This is a genomic window from Pseudomonas sp. B392_1p, assembly GCF_052245235.1.
Lineage (GTDB): Bacteria > Pseudomonadota > Gammaproteobacteria > Pseudomonadales > Pseudomonadaceae > Serpens > Serpens gallinarum.
Genome location: NZ_JBQPXM010000011.1, coordinates 25,260 through 42,483, shown reverse-complemented (window position 1 = coordinate 42,483; position 17,224 = coordinate 25,260). Strand labels below are relative to the sequence as shown.

23 protein-coding genes are annotated in these 17,224 nt (G+C 62.7%); 2 read left to right on the top strand and 21 right to left on the bottom strand.

From position 1 onward, the window contains the following. Nucleotides 1-17 precede the first annotated feature (17 nt). From ACTV8E_RS15525 to ACTV8E_RS15455, 15 genes are all read right to left on the bottom strand, one after another. A complete protein-coding gene (locus ACTV8E_RS15525) occupies nt 18-524 on the bottom strand; it encodes a cyclin-dependent kinase inhibitor 3 family protein (protein WP_443200093.1) in 507 nt (168 codons plus the stop codon). Nucleotides 525-537: 13 nt separating this feature from the next. Next, the gene (gene arsH / locus ACTV8E_RS15520; protein ID WP_443200092.1) at nt 538-1,254 is read right to left on the bottom strand and encodes an arsenical resistance protein ArsH; all 717 of its coding nucleotides are present in this window, start codon (nt 1,252-1,254) and stop codon (nt 538-540) included. Beyond that, nucleotides 1,247-2,320 carry an ACR3 family arsenite efflux transporter gene (arsB, locus tag ACTV8E_RS15515; RefSeq protein WP_443200091.1) on the bottom strand — a complete coding sequence of 358 codons (1,074 nt, stop codon included), beginning with the start codon at nt 2,318-2,320 and terminating at the stop codon, nt 1,247-1,249. The genes arsH and arsB overlap by 8 nt, the downstream gene beginning before the upstream one ends. An 18-nt stretch (nt 2,321-2,338) precedes the next feature. Further along, nucleotides 2,339-2,809, bottom strand: a complete 471-nt coding sequence (locus ACTV8E_RS15510; RefSeq protein WP_443200090.1) for an arsenate reductase ArsC — start codon at nt 2,807-2,809, stop codon at nt 2,339-2,341. 19 nt (nt 2,810-2,828) lie between these two features. Next, nucleotides 2,829-3,185: a metalloregulator ArsR/SmtB family transcription factor gene (locus ACTV8E_RS15505; RefSeq protein WP_443200089.1), complete on the bottom strand. Its 357-nt coding sequence runs from the start codon at nt 3,183-3,185 to the stop codon at nt 2,829-2,831. Between the two features lie 8 nt (nt 3,186-3,193). Next, nucleotides 3,194-3,607 carry an arsenate reductase ArsC gene (locus ACTV8E_RS15500; RefSeq protein ID WP_443200180.1) on the bottom strand — a complete coding sequence of 138 codons (414 nt, stop codon included), beginning with the start codon at nt 3,605-3,607 and terminating at the stop codon, nt 3,194-3,196. A gap of 473 nt (nt 3,608-4,080) precedes the next feature. Further along, nucleotides 4,081-6,768: a conjugative transfer ATPase gene (locus ACTV8E_RS15495; RefSeq protein ID WP_443200088.1), complete on the bottom strand. Its 2,688-nt coding sequence runs from the start codon at nt 6,766-6,768 to the stop codon at nt 4,081-4,083. Further along, nucleotides 6,768-7,169 carry a TIGR03751 family conjugal transfer lipoprotein gene (locus tag ACTV8E_RS15490; protein ID WP_443200087.1) on the bottom strand — a complete coding sequence of 134 codons (402 nt, stop codon included), beginning with the start codon at nt 7,167-7,169 and terminating at the stop codon, nt 6,768-6,770. The genes ACTV8E_RS15495 and ACTV8E_RS15490 overlap by 1 nt, the downstream gene beginning before the upstream one ends. Further along, the gene (locus tag ACTV8E_RS15485; protein ID WP_443200086.1) at nt 7,132-8,616 is read right to left on the bottom strand and encodes a TIGR03752 family integrating conjugative element protein; all 1,485 of its coding nucleotides are present in this window, start codon (nt 8,614-8,616) and stop codon (nt 7,132-7,134) included. Before ACTV8E_RS15485 ends, ACTV8E_RS15490 begins: the two co-directional genes overlap by 38 nt. Beyond that, nucleotides 8,606-9,394, bottom strand: a complete 789-nt coding sequence (locus tag ACTV8E_RS15480) for a TIGR03749 family integrating conjugative element protein (RefSeq protein ID WP_443200085.1) — start codon at nt 9,392-9,394, stop codon at nt 8,606-8,608. The genes ACTV8E_RS15485 and ACTV8E_RS15480 overlap by 11 nt, the downstream gene beginning before the upstream one ends. Then, nucleotides 9,391-10,032, bottom strand: coding sequence for a PFL_4703 family integrating conjugative element protein (locus tag ACTV8E_RS15475; RefSeq protein WP_443200084.1), 642 nt, complete (start codon nt 10,030-10,032; stop codon nt 9,391-9,393). Before ACTV8E_RS15475 ends, ACTV8E_RS15480 begins: the two co-directional genes overlap by 4 nt. Beyond that, on the bottom strand, nt 10,029-10,433 hold the full coding sequence (locus tag ACTV8E_RS15470) for a TIGR03750 family conjugal transfer protein (protein WP_443200083.1): 405 nt from the start codon (nt 10,431-10,433) through the stop codon (nt 10,029-10,031). Before ACTV8E_RS15470 ends, ACTV8E_RS15475 begins: the two co-directional genes overlap by 4 nt. A gap of 10 nt (nt 10,434-10,443) precedes the next feature. Then, a complete protein-coding gene (locus ACTV8E_RS15465) occupies nt 10,444-10,815 on the bottom strand; it encodes a TIGR03745 family integrating conjugative element membrane protein (protein WP_443200082.1) in 372 nt (123 codons plus the stop codon). Nucleotides 10,816-10,834: 19 nt separating this feature from the next. Beyond that, the gene (locus tag ACTV8E_RS15460) at nt 10,835-11,074 is read right to left on the bottom strand and encodes a TIGR03758 family integrating conjugative element protein (protein ID WP_443200081.1); all 240 of its coding nucleotides are present in this window, start codon (nt 11,072-11,074) and stop codon (nt 10,835-10,837) included. Then, the gene (locus ACTV8E_RS15455) at nt 11,071-11,400 is read right to left on the bottom strand and encodes an integrative conjugative element protein, RAQPRD family (protein WP_443200080.1); all 330 of its coding nucleotides are present in this window, start codon (nt 11,398-11,400) and stop codon (nt 11,071-11,073) included. The genes ACTV8E_RS15460 and ACTV8E_RS15455 overlap by 4 nt, the downstream gene beginning before the upstream one ends. A gap of 178 nt (nt 11,401-11,578) precedes the next feature. Between ACTV8E_RS15455 and ACTV8E_RS15450 the strand changes: the two genes are divergently transcribed. Continuing rightward, nucleotides 11,579-11,824: a type II toxin-antitoxin system prevent-host-death family antitoxin gene (locus tag ACTV8E_RS15450; RefSeq protein WP_443200079.1), complete on the top strand. Its 246-nt coding sequence runs from the start codon at nt 11,579-11,581 to the stop codon at nt 11,822-11,824. Continuing rightward, complete coding sequence (locus ACTV8E_RS15445; protein ID WP_443200078.1) at nt 11,814-12,095, top strand: type II toxin-antitoxin system RelE family toxin; 282 nt, start codon at nt 11,814-11,816, stop codon at nt 12,093-12,095. The genes ACTV8E_RS15450 and ACTV8E_RS15445 overlap by 11 nt, the downstream gene beginning before the upstream one ends. Before the next feature lie 146 nt (nt 12,096-12,241). On the opposite strand, the gene ACTV8E_RS15440 is transcribed toward ACTV8E_RS15445, so the two are convergent. The 6 genes from ACTV8E_RS15440 to ACTV8E_RS15415 form a co-directional block, all read right to left on the bottom strand. Next, nucleotides 12,242-12,547, bottom strand: coding sequence for a DUF2845 domain-containing protein (locus ACTV8E_RS15440; RefSeq protein WP_443200077.1), 306 nt, complete (start codon nt 12,545-12,547; stop codon nt 12,242-12,244). A 151-nt stretch (nt 12,548-12,698) separates the two neighbouring features. After that, a complete protein-coding gene (locus ACTV8E_RS15435) occupies nt 12,699-13,424 on the bottom strand; it encodes a TIGR03747 family integrating conjugative element membrane protein (protein ID WP_443200076.1) in 726 nt (241 codons plus the stop codon). A 2-nt stretch (nt 13,425-13,426) separates the two neighbouring features. After that, nucleotides 13,427-15,544: a type IV conjugative transfer system coupling protein TraD gene (gene traD, locus ACTV8E_RS15430; protein ID WP_443200075.1), complete on the bottom strand. Its 2,118-nt coding sequence runs from the start codon at nt 15,542-15,544 to the stop codon at nt 13,427-13,429. A 3-nt stretch (nt 15,545-15,547) separates the two neighbouring features. Next, complete coding sequence (locus ACTV8E_RS15425; protein ID WP_443200074.1) at nt 15,548-15,982, bottom strand: integrating conjugative element protein; 435 nt, start codon at nt 15,980-15,982, stop codon at nt 15,548-15,550. Beyond that, on the bottom strand, nt 15,979-16,530 hold the full coding sequence (locus tag ACTV8E_RS15420; protein ID WP_443200073.1) for a transglycosylase SLT domain-containing protein: 552 nt from the start codon (nt 16,528-16,530) through the stop codon (nt 15,979-15,981). Before ACTV8E_RS15420 ends, ACTV8E_RS15425 begins: the two co-directional genes overlap by 4 nt. Next, nucleotides 16,512-17,219 carry a TIGR03759 family integrating conjugative element protein gene (locus ACTV8E_RS15415; protein ID WP_443200072.1) on the bottom strand — a complete coding sequence of 236 codons (708 nt, stop codon included), beginning with the start codon at nt 17,217-17,219 and terminating at the stop codon, nt 16,512-16,514. Before ACTV8E_RS15415 ends, ACTV8E_RS15420 begins: the two co-directional genes overlap by 19 nt. Nucleotides 17,220-17,224 lie beyond the last annotated feature (5 nt).

The following is a 17,224-nucleotide window of genomic DNA, read 5'->3' as shown; positions in this document are numbered from 1 at the left end:
CAGCTGTCTGCGGGCGATTACGACTTGGCGATGTCGAACTGGCCGATGTAGTTGATATGCGCCGGGTGCTGAATCGCACGGGGGCGCAGTATCTGCACGTCGCTGATCGCATCGCGGAATGGAACGCCGCACTCGATCAACAGCTGTGCAGCAATCAGGCCGGTGCGACCAGAACCGCCCTTGCAGTGAATGGCGATGCTCTTACCGTCCATCAGCAGTCGCCTGATCCGCTCGCGATTGGCGTCCCACGCCGCCCGGAACAGCTCGCCAGGTGCCTGGTCGTCCTCCACCGGCAAGTGAAACCACTCGATGTCGCGCTGTCGGCACTGCTCAGGCAGATTTTCGACTTCGTGCTGGGCCAGCTCATCAGAGGGCATTAGCGTCAGCAAGGCGGAGGCACCGGCTTCTTTAAGGGTGTCCAGCGCTTCGGCGACCGAGGTGTCTTTTGTGCCAGGGCACGGCGTGAAGATCAGTTGGCCCTTGACCTGCTCGGAGGCCAGCACGGAGTACGGGTGTTGCTGCATGATCACAAGCCCTTCAGATGGAACCTTGATTAACGCGCTTGGAAAGTTCTTCCGCCGATTCCTTACGCTCGGAATAGCGGTCAGCCAGGTAGTCGGAACGCTCACGCAGTAACAGGGTGAACTTCACTAGCTCCTCCATGACGTCAACCACGCGGTCGTAGAAGGGCGATGGCTTCATACGGCCTGCTTCGTCGAACTCCAAGAAGGCCTTCGGCACGGAGGATTGATTGGGAATAGTGAACATGCGCATCCAACGGCCTAGGACGCGCATCTGATTTAGCGCGTTGAACGACTGCGAGCCGCCGCAAACCTGCATCAGCGCCAAGGTTTTGCCCTGGGTCGGACGCACCGCACCCATGCCAAGGGGAATCCAGTCGATCTGCGCTTTGAACACCCCGGTCATAGAGCCATGGCGTTCCGGAGAGCACCAAACCATGCCTTCTGACCAGAGCACCAGATCACGCAGCTCTCTGACCATTGGGTGATCGTCGGGAACGTCATCAGGGAGCGGCATGCCGGATGGATTGAAGATCCGCGTTTCAGCACCGAAATGCTCCAGCAGGCGCACAGCTTCTTCAGTCAGCAATCGGCTGAAGGAGCGTTTACGCGTCGATCCATAGAGCAGCAGGATGCGCGGCTTGTGGCTGAACGTCTGCTCAATGGCGAGTTTGCCCGGCGACGGCAGGTCAACCAGCTCGGCATTAAGGTTGGGAGTGAGGTCTTTAGTCATGGATGGATTCCTGAGCGAGTACGCCCTTGGGCTGATCGAACCAGCGGCGTTTGAGCCACAGGGCGACGCCAACCAGGGAGATCAGCACCGGTACTTCGACCAGGGGGCCAATCACCGTGGCGAAAGCCACCGGGGAAGCGAGGCCGAAGGTGGCAATTGCTACGGCAATGGCCAGTTCAAAGTTGTTGCTGGCGGCGGTGAAGGCCAGCGCGGTAGTCCGGGGGTAATCAGCCTGCAGTAGCTTGCCCATCCAGAAGCTGATGGCGAACATCACTACGAAGTAGATGGTTAGCGGGATGGCGATACGCAGTACATCGAGTGGCAGTTGCAACACCATGTCGCCCTGGAGGCTGAACATCGCCACGATGGTCAGCAGCAACGCGACCAGGGTCAGAGGGCTGATACGCGGTATGAAGCGTGTGTTGTACCAGTCCTCACCCTTGCGGCTGATAAGGATCTTGCGGGTCAGGAAACCAGCCAGGAATGGGATGCCCAGGTAGATCAGCACGGACTCGGCGATGCTGACGAAGCTGACATCGATCACGCTACCCTGAAGGCCGAACAGCGGCGGCAGCAGACCGAGGAAAATCCAGGCATACAGGCTGAAGAATAGGATCTGAAAGATACTGTTGAAGGCCACCAATCCGGCCACGTAATGATTGTTGCCGCCGGCGATCTGGTTCCACACCAGCACCATGGCGATGCAGCGTGCCAGACCGATGAGGATCAGGCCGGTCATGTATTCCGGTTTATCGGAGAGAAAGGTTACGGCCAGTGCAAACATCAGGACTGGGCCAATCACCCAGTTCTGGATGAGCGACAGCGCGAGAATGCGCTTGTCCTTGAATACTTCTGGCAGTTCTTCGTACCTGACCTTGGCCAACGGCGGATACATCATCACGATTAGGCCAATGGCAATGGGGACGTTAGTGGAACCCACTGAGAGACTATTCAGCCAACTCGGAAGACCTTCAAAGACACTGCCCAGACCAATACCGAGCCCCATGGCGAGAAAGATCCAGACCGTCAAATAGCGATCCAGAAATGAAAGACGGCTTTTGCTCATGGTGCGGTCTCCTGTACTTCAGAGCGTTCCGATGCGTATCAGCTCGGCCTTGAGCTGTTCAGCATTAAGTAGGTCGAAAGGCAAAGCGATGAAAGCCTCGATGCGATGCTTGATGTGCTCCAGCGTGGCGTCGAACGCGGCGTACAGCTCGGCAGCGCTGCCCTGCAAGTCGGATGGATCAGCGAGACCCCAGTGCGCTTTCACGGCTGGGCCGAAGAAAACCGGACAGGTCTCGCCTGCGGCCTTGTCACAGACGGTGATAACGAAATCCGGAGCCAGCTCGGCATGGGTATCGATGGCTTTGCTACTGATTCCTTCCGTGGAAATGCCGGCGCGTTGCAAGGCACTGAGGCTCAGCGGATTTACGGCCCCCTTGGGCTGGCTGCCAGCGCTGAACGCCTGCATGCCGTCCGGGGCGAGGTGATTGAATACCGCTTCCGATAGGATGCTGCGGCAGCTGTTGGCGGTGCAGAGGAATAAAACTTTCATCGAATCGTCTTAGTGGGGATTAGCAGCAGGCGATGACACGCTCGGGGCGGTCACCCATGTTGTCCAGGCGCTTCGAGCTGGTGCTTAGCCAGTGGCGGTTAGCTTCCAGCGTGGTCATCAGAATCGAGTGAACCCAAGTTGGCAAATTCGGGTGCAAGCGGTAGTACACCCATTGCCCTTGACGGCGATCTTCCAGCAGACCGCAGGTGCGAAGCTGAGCCAGATGGCGGGAAACCTTGGGTTGACTCTCGCCCAGCGCACAGGTCAGCTCACAGACGCAGAGTTCTTCCTCGCGGGCGATCAGTAGCATCATCCGCACGCGATTCTCGTCGGCGAGGCATTTGAAAACCGTTGTAGGGGTCAGGTGTTGTGTCATGACAGCACTCAGCGCTTGGTTTTCACGAGGACGAACATCTTGATACGTTCATGAATCTCGTGAAGTGTGTGACGGAAGGCATCGTGCGTGTCGCTGGTCACGGGGTCTTCAAAATTCCATGCCAGCAGCTCCCCTGCTCCGGGCAGGGCCTGACACTCCTGAGCAGCCTTGTCACACAGCGTGATGACATAGTCGAAGCGTTGATCGGCAAACTCATCAAGCGATTTGCTGCGCAGGCCGCTGGTTTCGATACCAAGATGATCCAAGGCCGCAAAAGTGCGTGGGTCAATCTCCCCTGGCTGGGTGCCTGCGCTGAAGGCCTCGAATCGCTCAGAATCAGCGAATCGAAGCAACGCTTCCGCCAGTTGGGAGCGGGCGGCATTGTTTGTACACACAAACAGGACGCGAGTTTTCGAGGCCATGTTGAACTCATCCATAGATATGGTTTCTCGAATATACGATTTTTCGCATGAGATGCAAATAGAAATCCGATGATTTCTCAAGCCATCAGCGAGCTCAGACGTTCAGGACGGAAGATGCGCCGAAAAGGCTTGATGATTATTGAGGAATTTGCATATGCGGATTTCGTTATGTGACATGAAGCACACCACAACGAGAGCTGCTCGAAGCTCCGACGGAGAGTCCATGCAAATCAAACTGTGTGGGGTTGCAGAAGGCGTCCTTCACGCCAAGAGACGGCCTTAAGCTTTCGCGGGCATATTGACACCAGCTGCCTTGATTGAATGGCTTCGAATGCTATGCAAACAAGGGCAACGAACGCTATGTATCAACATTCTCATGGCCGCTTTTGGCCGTTTCTGCCTGTTTCGAATGTCTGCTTGGGGAGCCCTTTCGAAGCGCTGCAACGCTGACATCAGTCAGCGTGCTCAAATCACTATCTCATTTTCATTTTCTCAGCCATCCGCATCGCCGCCTCCATCTCACTGCAGCCATGCTCCTGCATCAGCTGCCAACGCTCTGCCTTTTCCTCCGCCTCGGTCATCGCCAGGGCGAGGAACAGGCTGGGCGGCACGACGCGAAACAGGGCTTCTAGCTTCTTCGACAGCAGCACGCCTTCGGTGAACTTGCCGGGTTCCTTGCTTGCGGACAGCAGCAGGGCTTTCTGCGCCGGGGTGAGTTTGCGAAAGCGAGCGATTTCTTCGATTTCAGCTGGCGGCATGTTCAGGCACACCCACCACTCGATCATGTTGAGCATGGTCTGCGCCGCGTCCGGAAAGTCCGCCAAGTTTTGCGTGGCCAGCCAGAACCAGGCGCCCAGCTTTCGCCACATCTTGGTGCCCTTGACCACGAAGGGCGCGAGCAAGGGGTTGCGGGTGATGATGTGGCCTTCGTCGGTGACCATGATGATCGGCCGGCCGAGAAACTGATCGCGCTCGGCCATGTTGTTCACGGTGTTCATCAGGCTGATGTAGCTTATCGACAGCTGCGCCTCGTAGCCCTCGCGGGCATAGGTGGCCAGGTCCACCAGGGTCACGTCGGACTCCGGCCAGGGTGTGCCGGGGCGGTCGAACAGTTGGCCCTCGAAGCCCTGGCAAAACAGGTCCATGGACTCGGCCATCTCCTGGGCGCGCTCGCGCCGCCGCGCCGGCCATTGCGGGTCGGTCGCGCAGGTCTGCAGGGCGGCACGCACATCGCGGGTCAGCACCTGGCGCTGCTCGGCAGCGGCTAGCCGCGCCGCATTGAGAATGCACTCACGAATCAGGCTGCGGTCGGCGCGGGTCAGCCGCGCTTCTTCCTTGGCTTCACCGCCGGTAATCATCAGTCGAGCGGTGATTTCCAGTTCGCCGAGAATGTCGCGCTGTTCATCGCTGCCTGCGGTGGTTTCGTCCCCTTCAGTCTCGATGCCTGTGGCGGCGAGCAGTTCGGGCTGCTCGATCAAGCGTCGGGCATCGGCGAAGGGCGCCAGGCTGACCTCGCTGCCAGGCTTGAGCTGGACGCGGTGCACACTCAACCCCAGGGTGGCGAAGTAATCGGCTTGCAGGCCGAAGGAGTTTCCGGCTTCGACGATGAACAGCCGAGGGCGGTGCACGGCCATCACCTGCATCAGCAGGCTGACCAGGGTGGCGGACTTGCCGGCGCCGGTGGGGCCGAACAGCAGCAGGTGGCCGTTCATGGCGCGGTCCTGGGATGAGAGCGGATCGAAAGTCAGCGGCTCGCCGCCGCGGTTGAAGAAGGTGATGCCGGGGTGGCCGGTGCCGGTGGCGCGTCCCCATACCGGGGCCAGGTTGGCTAGGTGCTGGGCGAACATCAGCCGGGTGTACCAGTCGCGCTTGTCCTGGGCGGGGTTGTAGACCATGGGCAGCCAGCGCAGGTAGCTGTTGCAGGCGGCCACTTCATCGGCTGGCTGGACGGGTTCCAGTCCGGCGCCGAGCAGCACGTTGGCCAGGGCGGTGGAGCGCTGGCGCATTTCGGTCTCGTCCACGCCGCGCAGGTAAAAGGCCAGGTTGCCGCGATACAGCTTGTGCTGGCGGCCGAGAAGGGCGCGGGCGGTCTCAACATCTTCACGGGTCTGGGTCGAGGCGAGGTTCTCGCCCATGGCTTTGCGGGAGAGGCGTGTGAGCTGCGCTTCCAGCACGTCCTGCGGTTTGATCACCAGGGTCAGGCTGAGGATGCAGCCCTCGGGCAATTGATCGAACAGCGCGTTGAGGGCATCGCCCCTTGGCAGTTCTCCGCATAACTGCCCGATGCGCGGTGCGCGGCGCAGACGATCGACCACCATCACCCGGTGCGGCTGGCGATCGAAGTACCACAGGCCTTGTTCGCTGTCGGCGCGCGGTTCGCTGAAAAACAGCCGCTCGGCAAAGTCGTGATCGAAGGGCAACTCCAACGTGTCGCCGTTCTCGATTTCCGGCTGCGGCTCGGGCTGGCAGATGCGCCGGTAGAAATCGTTTGCCGGCTCGTCGGTTAGGGTTGGCGCCGGGTTGAACCAGGGCAGCAGCCAGGCGAAGAACGCGCGGCCATCGAGGCGCCGGGTTCGCACGCCGCCTGAATGCAGCGCAGCAGTGAAACGCTCGCAGACATGGTTAAGGGCTTGTTCCGGCGCTTCGGCTTCGGCCTCGCTGCGCCGGTAGATCACCAGGCGCACCCGGCGCTGGCGACCGCGCCAGGGCAGGTGGGTGACCACGCGATCCTCGAACAGGCCGCTGGGGTGGCTGATGGCAGCCAGGTGTTTGTCGATGAGTGCGAGATAGGCATCGGTAAACGCGCTGCCCCGTGCGCACTCGCGCACATAACTGTTCAAACGCTGCAGGTAGGGGGCGAAGTCGCAATCGTCCTGGCAGAAGAACTGCACCACCCAGGGTTCGCTGTCGCGTTCTTCGAAGCTGTCTTGCAACGCATCTTCGATTGCATCGCGGGCCTGCATCAGCCAGTCGCGTTCGCGCCCTTCGGTACCGATGGGCTGCAGCTCGAAAATCGCGCCGACCGAGTGGTTGTCCTCGAGCAGAAAGCACTTGCTGTCCGGCAGGTACTCGACCCAGGGCAGGTGGTCGGCGAAGCTCGGGCCGTGGGCATAACTGCGGGCCTCGTCGGCCAGGGTGGCGGGACGGCGCGGGCGGGACATCAGAAGTCCTCCAGGCGTTCACCGGGGAGGGCGTAGTGCACCTGTTTATAGAAGGGAAATACTGTGCTGTAACCCGGCACCGGGGCCTGCTCGCTACCAGTCAGGTGCGGAAAGACATACAGCACCAGGTCGGGGTTGGGCAGGCGTTGAAACTGGCTGCGGATCTCATTGGCGGCGGTGCGCGTGTAAGGGGTGTTCACGGCGTGCGGTGATACGTCGACTGGCCGACGCAGGGCCAGTCGCGCTTCCTGCAGGGTGGTCTGGCCTGTGGTGGCGCCGCTCCAGATCTGCTGCATGTCGCGCTCGCCGCGCGGCAGCAATTCGTGCGAATCACTGGCGCACCCTTGCAGCAGGGCCAGCAGGCTAATCCAGATCAGGTGGTGGTGGAGCGGCATGGGCATGGCGGACTCTCCGGCCGGCAGGGGCATAGTCGATTGTGATTTCCCGGTCCAGGTGCACGGCCACCTGTGCGGCCGGCGGCACGTACACGGCGGCGAACGCCTCGCCATACAGCTTGTTGACCCAGGTACGGATATCGCTGACGCCGCCGCTGAGGATGCTGTTCACAGCGCTGTTGCCGGCGCTGCTGGAAATGCCCAGCGTGCCGTTGGCGTTACTGAACAGGCCGCTGCTGTGTTCTTCGCTGTCGAACAGCGCGGCCACCCCGGCGCCCGCAGCGGTGAGCAGGCTCTGGGTACCCAGGTACTGCTGGGCGTTGGAGCGCCGCTGGCCACTGATGCACGGAATACCCTGCGGATCGGACAGATAACCCAGACCGCCGCGCAGGCGCTGGCTGTTGCCGCTGGTCGTACTCTGATTACGGCTGGTGACGGTGTGCGGCGGTGGCACGCTGCGGATGGTGCCGTCCTGAAATACGAAGGTGATTGATTCGATCTGCCCGCGCACGCAAGAGAGGGTCCAGTCACCGGTGGCGGTGCCACTCATCACCGCACCGGCCACTTCGGGCAGCTCGATGCCGTTGGCGGCCAGGTTGTCGGCGCCGACCAGCACCTTGAACGGGTAGGGATCGTTGACGGTGCCGTCCACGGGGACGCGACCGATCAGCGCGGTCATGGCCACCGAACCGAGCAGCGTGGCGTTTTCCGGGAGGGTGTAGACCGGCTCCGTGGCAGCGCTGGCGTCGTGCAGCTCGCGCTCGCCCTTGGCTGCGGCGCGCAGCGCTTGCGGGCCGCGTTCGAGGGCAGTGCCGGGCAGGGTAAAGCTGCTCGGCAAGGCGAGGGGTGCGGGGGCTTTTGTGGCGGTGTTTGGAGTGGGGGACGTGTCGAGGGGTTCGATCCATAGCAGGTCATTCCCGGCGCTGGTTTGAAAGGACAGTGCGTCTTCAGGGCGCAGGCCCAGCCCGATGGGCAGGTCATCGTTCGCACCCGACTGCAAGGTGGCCAATTGGTCCTGCAGGCTATGCAGCAGGCTGCGCGCTTCCCGGCTGTTCTCTTCGCTTAGGCGCCGAGCCTCTTCGGCCAGGCGACGTTCACTCTGGGTGGATTCGCTGATGCCGCCCAGCGCCGACTGAATGCGTGAATCGATGCCGCTCTCGCGGGCGCGTAGGCGGCGGTTTTCTTCGCTGAGCGTGGCGTTGCCGCGTTCCAGGGACTGCAGCTCGTTACGCATGGCTTTGACCTGACCGACCAGGGTGGCCAGGGTGTCATGCGGAGTGTCGCCGGCGATGCCCAGCGCCTGGGCTTCGGCTGCCGAAAGCGCCGCGCGCTGATCGAGCGCTGCAGTTGCGGCCGGCTCGGGCGCACGGCCCATCCACTTACCGCTGATGATCACAGCTACGAGCAGCAGGGCGGCAGGGACCAGCCATTTCAACAGCACGTTAGCGTTCATCGCTGTGCCCCAAGTCAGGAAGCGAGATCAGGGAGTTTTCCAGGCCGCCGCCGCGCGTTACCAGGTAAGCGACGCTAGTGTCCTCGGGGCTGCCCTGGGCGCCCAGGTGGTCGTGCTGAAAGCTGGCGGCATACAGCTGGGCGTTCAGGCGGCGAGGGTCGAGTTCGACCGGATTGGTAGTTTGATTGCGTAGCAGCACGGCCGTCACGGTGTACTCGGCCAGTTGCCAGGCGGCCAGCGGGCGGGCACTTACCGGGTCGCTCGGCAGCAGATGATTCAAGTCCGCAGGCAGGGACAGGCGCACGGGGCGCACGCCGGGCAACGGTTCGACCGTGCGCAGCGGCGCATACAGCTGCTGGGCGGTGTAACGCACCAGGGCGACGGGGATCGGTGTGGGTGGTGTTGTGGGGACGGGTTCGGCGTTTGTTAGCTGGCTCTCATGCATGATGCGCAGCGGCTCAAGTGCCTGCTCTCTAGGCTCGGCGCTGAGATCCAGCAGGATCAACTCGCCGCTGTCGGGCAGTTGCAGGTGCAGGCGCGTGGAGGTAAGGGGTGTGCTGGCTAGCAGGTAGAGCGCACCATTGGCGGATTGCACACGCAGCTTGCCGGTGAGAGCCGCAGGGACGCCGACGCGTACTGGCTGGTCGAGAAACAGCACCCGTTCGTGACCGACCGCCAACGGTACGCTGATCGGCAAGCGCTGCCAGTGGCGGATCTCCACGGCCTGGACGGCGCTGGCCAGCAGTCCCAGGGTCAGGCAGAGCAGGGCGCGGATCATGGCGTGTCTCCCGGCAGCTGGAGTTTCTGCGGCACGTCCTGATAGCAGTCCAGGGCCAGTCCCCACTTGTTGCGCTGCGGATCGAGGTCGAAGCGCACCACGCGCAGCGGGTAGCGCACCAGGGCGCGCTTGACTGGCTCGGCGGCCAGGTACTCATCGGCGTTGAGGTCGAGGTTGACCCGCCAGCTGTTATGGTCGAGCTGCTGCACGCGCAGCTGCGGATCGTCGCTGTAGCCTCGGCCGAGAATCTCGTATACCCCGCGCACGCGCTGGCGCAGCTCCCCGGCGGACTTGCGGTAGGCGTAATCACCTTCCAGAAAGGCTTGGCAGGCCGGCGTCAGGTAAGCGCGCAGTGCCTGGATGGCTGCCGGATAGTCCTGCTCGCCATTGGAGGGCCAGCGATTGAGCTGCCCAAAGATGTACAGCGCGAAGGCGTAGATGTTTTCCGGCGGGATATCCCACCACAGGCGGGTGCTGCCGGCGCGCAGGTCCGGCGGCACATGCACGGTCAGGTCGCGCGGCGCCGCCTGCCAGCCGAACCACAGCCCCAAACAGAGTACAGCGAGCAGCCCGACCGCCACGCGCAGGCTCAGGATATGCGCTTGCTGCGCGTCGACGCGGTTGCGATAGCGGCTCATGGGCGGCGTCTCCGTGTCTGGTGTCGCGCACGGCGCACCGTCCAGGGGCCGGACTGTACGATCAAACTGGAACGGTTGAAGCGTCCTCGGCGGGCCAGCCACCACTGGGCGCGGCGGTACAGCCAGGTATCCGGTCGGCCGCGCTTGGCACGGCGCAGCAGGGTACCGGCGCTAAACAGACTGAGCGCCGCCCCGGCGATGGCCAGTGTGGGCACCAAGGCCAGGGCGGAGAACAGCACAGCGATTGGAATGCTCAGCAGTAGACCACCGGCGGCACCGATGCCCAGGGCCAGCCACATCTCGTCACTGGTCAGGCCGCGCAACACCACCGGATCACGGTTCAACCGCTCGGGCAGGAATCGCACCGTGCCGTCCTCCAGGCGTTCGATCTCGTCGCTCATGGGGCGTTCCTCAAAGGATCTCGGCGGCCTGGGTCAGGAACCAGATGATCACCACCACCAGCAAGGCCCCGACGCCGACCACCGCGCCCAGGTCCTTCCAGGTCTTGCGCTGATTTTGCACGTCGGCGTACACGGTTAATGAATGCCAGGCCACACCGAGGAAGGCCAGCAGCGCAATCATCAGGCCGAGCAGGATGCCGCCGTCATAGGCGTAGTTCTTGATGGTTTCTACCAGGCCGGTACCGGCGCCGCGCGACGGCGGCTCCATGGTGGGCAGGTCGGCGAAGGACAGGCCGGGCATCAGCAGCAGGTAGGCCGCCAACAGGCGCAGGGTGAGCCGGTCATACAGCTTGCGTTGCACATCGAACGGGGCAGGGCGCATGGGTGGATCTCCGTGGGGGTCAGGAAAGGATGAAGAACATCAGTACCAGCCAGGCCAGCAGCACCCGCGCCGCCGACCCGCCGAAGGCACCGAACGACAGCGCTCCGGTTGCCCAGCCGCGATAGCCGCTCCATAACACCCAGGCGCACCACAGCAAGGCCAGGGTGGAGACCAAAGCTAGCCACAGGCTGGCGCTATCAGTGGCGGAGTAGCCGCTGGCGATTTCGAAGGCGCTGGTCTGGGCGGGGCTCATGCTCATGGCTGGGCCTCGGGGGATTCGCGGCGGTAGTTGCCGCTCAGTTCGACGGGATCACGCGGCTGTGCGCGGGAAGGGTGCAGGTAGTCGGTGATACCTTCGCGCAGGCGCTCGAGGTCGTGGGTGAAGCGGGGGTAGTCGAAGGCGTAGCGCTCGTGTTGCACTTGAGAGGCACTGTCTTTGGCTTCATCGCTCAGGGCTTCTACCTGGCGCAGTTGCTCAAGCAGCAGGGCAAGCCGCGTGTGCTCGTCAGCGGAAGTGGCCAGCGCCATGGGTGTGCTGGCGACGATGTGCAGGCCGAGCAGTGCGAGGGTGAAGAGGTTGTGCATGACGATGCCCCGTTGAGTGTGCGGGCATCATTGGCATCCATGAGGAGGTTGTCAGTCGAAAAACTGAAAGAGAAAGACTCGCTTTATGCGGGGCTTGATCAGCCAACAGAGGGGGCTTTTGAGCTTGCCCTTAATGTATAAAAAGACCAGAATCGGGCGCTAAATAGAGGGCTTATATATGCAGAATATTTTAGCGGACGTTGCGGTAAGCGTTTCCGAACTGAAAAAAAATCCATCTGGCGTCATGGCCGGCGCCGCTGGGATGCCGGTCGCTGTGCTCAACCACAATCGTGTCATGGGCTACATGGTTCCGGCTGATCTGTATGAGCAGATGATGGAGCGCCTGGATGACTTGGATTTGGTTGAAATTGCTAAAGCCCGCTCCGGCGAGAAGGCCGTCCCGGTAAGTCTGGATGACCTATAAGCTTGAGTTCCTTCCTTCTGCGCTCAAGGAATGGGAAAAGCTTGGCCATACGGTGCGCGAGCAAATCAAGAAAAAGCTACGGGAGCGTTTGGAAGCGCCCAAGGTACAGGCCGATGCCTTAAGGGATATGCCGGGCCACTACAAGATCAAGCTGCGTGCATCGGGTTATCGCCTGGTTTATCGGGTCGAGGATGAGCGAGTGGTTGTAGTGGTAGTAGCCGTGGGCAAGCGGGAGCGTGGCGCGGTCTACCAGTCAGCCAGCAAGCGTTAGCTCAAACTCAGCGATAATACTTTCCCGACAAGGCAGGATGGTGATCGTTGAGCAGATAAAGTTTGCAAGCCGCTAGGGCAGAGGCCGTGTCCACCGTTTTGGCTTGGCGCGTCTATTCAGGGAGAACGCAGACAATCCTGTGACACTCACTGGCGACGGCTTTCGATCTTCACCAGAATACCGTCGATGAATTTCAGGTAGCGGTACATCCCGTTGTTGGGGCCGTACATCCAGTTTTCCACGCTTACGGACTTGTTAGCAGGCTGGTTGTCACTACCAATGAGAGGGTCAAAGGTTTCTCGCTTATCTGGCTCTCCGCATTTCTGAATCACTTCAAATTTATTGTCTCCCTCATTTATCAGATTGTTTCCACAGCGCATCGAGGCCTGTGAAACGTTTGCCCCGGCCAATAGGCAGGACGCCAGCATGGTTACCGAAATAAGCTTTTTCATTGGTTACTCCTTAGGGACGCGCTGATTTTTCCCACCGTTGCGTAGCGCAGCGGTTCCTTGCCTTTGATAATCGCACCACCCATCTAACAAGCCCAGCCATGCAATCGAGCTTTTCTGTTCTTCATCACCAGAGCTTTCAACCAGGTACGCTTCACAGATATTTCTTGAACGTCGCCGCCGTGATTGCCACAGCTGCACCCTGCATGGCGGCACAGGGCAGCAGGATCCATAGCGGGTTGAGGCTCACTGGCAAGGCCAGGTAGAGGATCCAGGGCGTCACCAGCAGCGGGGTGAGCACACCTTTGGCGCGGTGGTAGATGAAGCTGCTTTCGCGCCCGGCGCCGAACTTGCGCAGGTCGCGGCGCATGAGGCCATCGACCAGGCCGGTGAACATGGCCAGGGCGAACAGCGGCATCGCCAGGGTGAGGATGATGATTCTCACGGCGAATGTCAGGGTGACGAAGAGGCTGGCCAGCACGAAGTCTTCGATAAGTAGGTAAAGCTGCGTGAGTAGGCCGGTCAGGCTCCTTTCTTGGTTTTTGGCTCGCGCCTGGTGCGCGTAGTCGAGCAGGCCGCTGCGCTCAAACAGAGTGCTGTGCAGCCAGTCGAGGGCCGCTCGGGTGCTGGCTTCGGGAGTTTGTAGCAGCAGCGAGCGCTGGAACTGCTCGCCCAACCAGCCGAGTTCGGCGTGCAGCATGGCCTGGCTGTGCCGCCAGCCTTCGTCTGGCCAGAACCACAGCATGCCGGCGTATTCGATCAGCAGTGAACACAGCAGCGACACCAGCAGCAGACCGATGACTTTGCCGGGTAGGCTGAACAGTTTGCCGAGCAGGCTCTGGCGTTGCGTTGGCTGGGCGGTAGTCGCCGGGCTGGCCATGTTCAGTGCGCTTGCGGCGCGGCGGGATTATCCAGCGCATCCGGTTGCTGAATTGTGGAGCTGCTTGCTGCTCGCCACCACTGTCCGGCGTTGTCGTTGTAGCTGGCGCGCATGAGTCGGGCGAGTTCTTGCAGATTATCCGGCATGGCGTCGTCGGGGGCCGGCTTGGGCAGCGGTATGCGGACCTTCCACAGCTGGCCTCCTTCCTGAAAGGAGAACGCCTGGCCCTTGGGCAGGCTGACCAGGTGCGCCGGCTCCAGCAGTGGCACACCTGTGCTGCTGACCCGATCCTGCGAGGAGGAGGTGAAGTCGGTGCTGGCGCTGGGGTCGGCCGTGTCTGTGGCGCCGGACACCAGCGTCTTGGTCAGTACGTTGACCCTAGGCAGTTGCTGGGTGAGCAGTTCGGCGGTGGCGGTTTCGCGCACACGTAGCATCTGCAGGGTATTGAAGTTGCCGATCACCTGTCCGGCCTTGGCGCGGTTGCCCAGGCGCGCCTCGATGTCGCTCAGCGTCTGCGTGTAGGCGGTAACCTGAATGCCGGCGCCGCCGCCCTTGTTGATCAGCGGAATGAAATCATCGCCCATCAGTTCGTTGAACTCGTCGGCGTGCAGATTGATCGGCACCTGGCGCTGGGGCTTATTGGTGGGCGGCAGGCCGTGGTCGAGGCCGTGCTTATAAAGGTGACCGGCAACTGACACCAGGTCGGCGAACATCGAGTTGCCCACGGCGGCCGCGACTTCGGCATCGCTCAGCGCATCCAGGCCGACGTAGACGATGCCGCCTTTGCGGCTCACTTGCAGCCAGTCGAAGATCGGCCGTGGGTCGTTAAGATCGGAGTAGTCCGGAGCCAGCAATTGTGCGGTCTTGCCGGTAGTGAGTTTTTCCAGCAGCGGCAGCAGGCTGGCGACGATCTTGTCGAAGTAGGTGCGGTCGTAGCGCACCGCCGAGCGCAGGCCGTCGAGTACCGGGTCGAACACCCGTTTCGTGGCCAGGTACTGCTCGATGGCGACCACGCGTCGTTCGCGGCCCTGCATGTGGCGGGGGATGTTGCGCTCGTTGATCCGGCTTTCCAGCGCGAGGATCTGCGGCCAGGCCTCGCTGTCGTGGCGGGCGAAGAAGTGCTCGGCGTACTCAATGAACAGCGCGTCGATATTGATCACATGGCGCTGGATCTGCAGGTAGTCCGGGCGCCGGCCCAGGTCGACCAAGGCGCGGGCGATGATATTGACAAAACGCCAGGCGAACTCCCGAAACGCCGCCGAATTGCCTTCAGCGCTGAGCTGCCCGGCGATGCGCGAGGCCACCTCGGTGACCCTGCTGAAACGGCCGATGGCGTTGTAGCGACAGGAGATGTCCGGCCAGCCCAGGTGAAAGACATACAGCTCGCGTTCACGGCCGGCGCGGCGCGCCTCGACGTAGATGCGCTTGAGCAGGTCGGCGTCGCCCTTGGGATCGAAAACAATGCACACCTCGCCGCGGTGAATGTCCTGGGTGATGTACAGCTCGGCCAGGCGCGTCTTGCCGACGCGGGTGGTGCCCAGCACCAGGGTATGGCCGACACGTTCGGTCAAGGGCAGCGTTACGTTCACCTCGTTGGGCTCCACGCCATGCAGCAGCGGCGAGCCGCCCACCGGCGGCAGAGGGCGCAGCGGATTGAACGGACTGTCGCGGGCGGTCAGGCATGTCAGCCAGGACAGAGGTGGTGGGCTGTGTTCTAGGCGCTGCTCGAGGTTTCTGGCCAGGCGGTACGGCCAGGGTTGGCGCAGGTAACGGGCGACGGCGGGATCCTGGGTGTCGACGAGGCGCTGGGTGTGCAGTTGCGTCCAGCGAAAACCGCGTCCCATGAACAGCCGCTGGCGGCTGAGCGGAATCTGTCGGCTGGTCAGGGCATAGCGCGGCAGACGGCGGATGTGCCGGCGATAACGCAACACCTGCCCGGCCTGGCGCAGGCGAAGCAGACCGAACAGGGCAAAGCCCGCCGCACTCCAGCGGCCCAGTTGTGGCGACAAGGCAACGGCCCAGGGCGCCTGCAAACAAAGCAGGGCGGCAGCGGCGCAAACGGCCACGCTGTACAGCTCAACGGCCGGGCGCAGCCGTGACTCCAGCGCGTGCTCGGCCATGGCTCACTGTTCCAGGCGGTTGGCGCGAATCAGCACCGGGTAGTGGCGCAAGCCCAGGCGCTGACCGAGGTCTTCGCCGCTGATCGGCAGGATGGTCAGGCCCGGGCCGGCCCTGCGGATGCGCTCCAACGCCGGCAGGTCGGCCACTTCCACCGCCAGGCCGGCGGCGCCGAGTTGGCGCAGGCTCTCGACATGCTCGGCCAGCCAGGCCAGCGAGCGAGGATCGTCGCCAACCAGGAACAGACGTGTGAGCGCGGGTAGCTCCAGATCGCGCGACTCGACTTCGCCGGGACTGAGGCTGGGGCTGCTGACCGGCAGCATGCTGCTTTCATCGTGTCGTATGTCCCAGCGTTGTGACGTCGGCTGGGCAGTGGCCAGGGTGCTGCCACCGGTGAGGGTTAAAAGAAGGGCGTGGGCGAGAGTGCGGGCTGAGGTCATGGGGGCGCGTCCGATGCGAGGTGGAGAGGGAACTGCAGCCTGGCCAGATGGCGCGCCACCCCAGCTCGGTAGCGGGCGGCCGGAGTGCCGCCGGCGGGGCGGTGGTAACGACCGGCGGCCAGCAGCCAATCGCCAGTGTGCCGATGGTGTTCGCGCAGCAGGTGCGCGGCCACGGTCAGGTTGATCGTAGGTCGTAACGCGCTGCAGGGGCTGCTGAAGCGCTGGCGGTGATAGCCCCAGTTTATCTGCGCCAGGCCGATGTCGATGCGTTTGGGGGCAGTGGATGCCAACGCTTGGTGAAGTGCCTGGCAGGCGGTGCGATGGTTGGCGAAGCGCCTGGGCCTCCCGGCGACGTTCAGCGTCCAGGGCCAGGGGCGCAGCTGACCGCGTACATGAAGGGCGCTTTCCTGCAGGGCGATGGCGTAGAGCACTTCGGCGGGCATGCCGATCTGGCGGGCAATCTGTTGGTAGGCCGGCGGTGGAATTTCCCGGGCCTGGGCGCTGCCGAACAGGGCCAGCAGGAGCAAGCTCAGTCGAGGCGCTGCCATTGCCCCTCCCGCTGCTGGAAGCTGGCCGGCATTTGGGTGTCTTTGCCCAGGCGCTGCCACTGGCCGCGATCATGGTTGAGGGTGATCTGTTGGCGCTGAACACGGGCGGGCTGAATGCCGGCCTGGCGCGCCCAGTCGCGCAACAGACCGTCATCGTTGTGGCTGTCGACCAGGTGCAGGTCGAAGTCGGTGTTGCGCGCCTGCAGCTCCCGGGCCCGTTGCAGGCACGGCGGACAATCGGGTTTGACGAACAGCTGGAGACGGCTGGCCACCGGAGTGCCGGCCACCGGACTGTGCAGGGGCGTCGTGGTGCCCTGGATGGGTAGCAATCCCGGATAGACACGCTGCCAGGCGTCGTCGTAGGCGCGCTGGTAGGCCAGTTCGCGCTCGGCGCGCTGGGCTTCGAGGCGCACCTGCAGCTCGGCGTAGCGCTGGCGTTCGGCATCGTTATGGGCCTCTACGCCCAGCGCGGTGAGCGGGTCCAGGTTCGGGCTCCAGAAGCCGCGCGGACCGCGCTGGATTTCCTCGAAGCGGGACCATTCCTGCTCGGTCAGACCCCAGGTCTCGGCGGCTTCGCTGCCGCTTTGTTGCAGATCGAGCCGCGTGCTGTTGAGTCGCTGAGTTTCTGCCGGCTCGGCATGAGCGCTGCCGGCAAGCAGGCCAAGCAGTACCAGTAAGATAACGGGCATAGGCA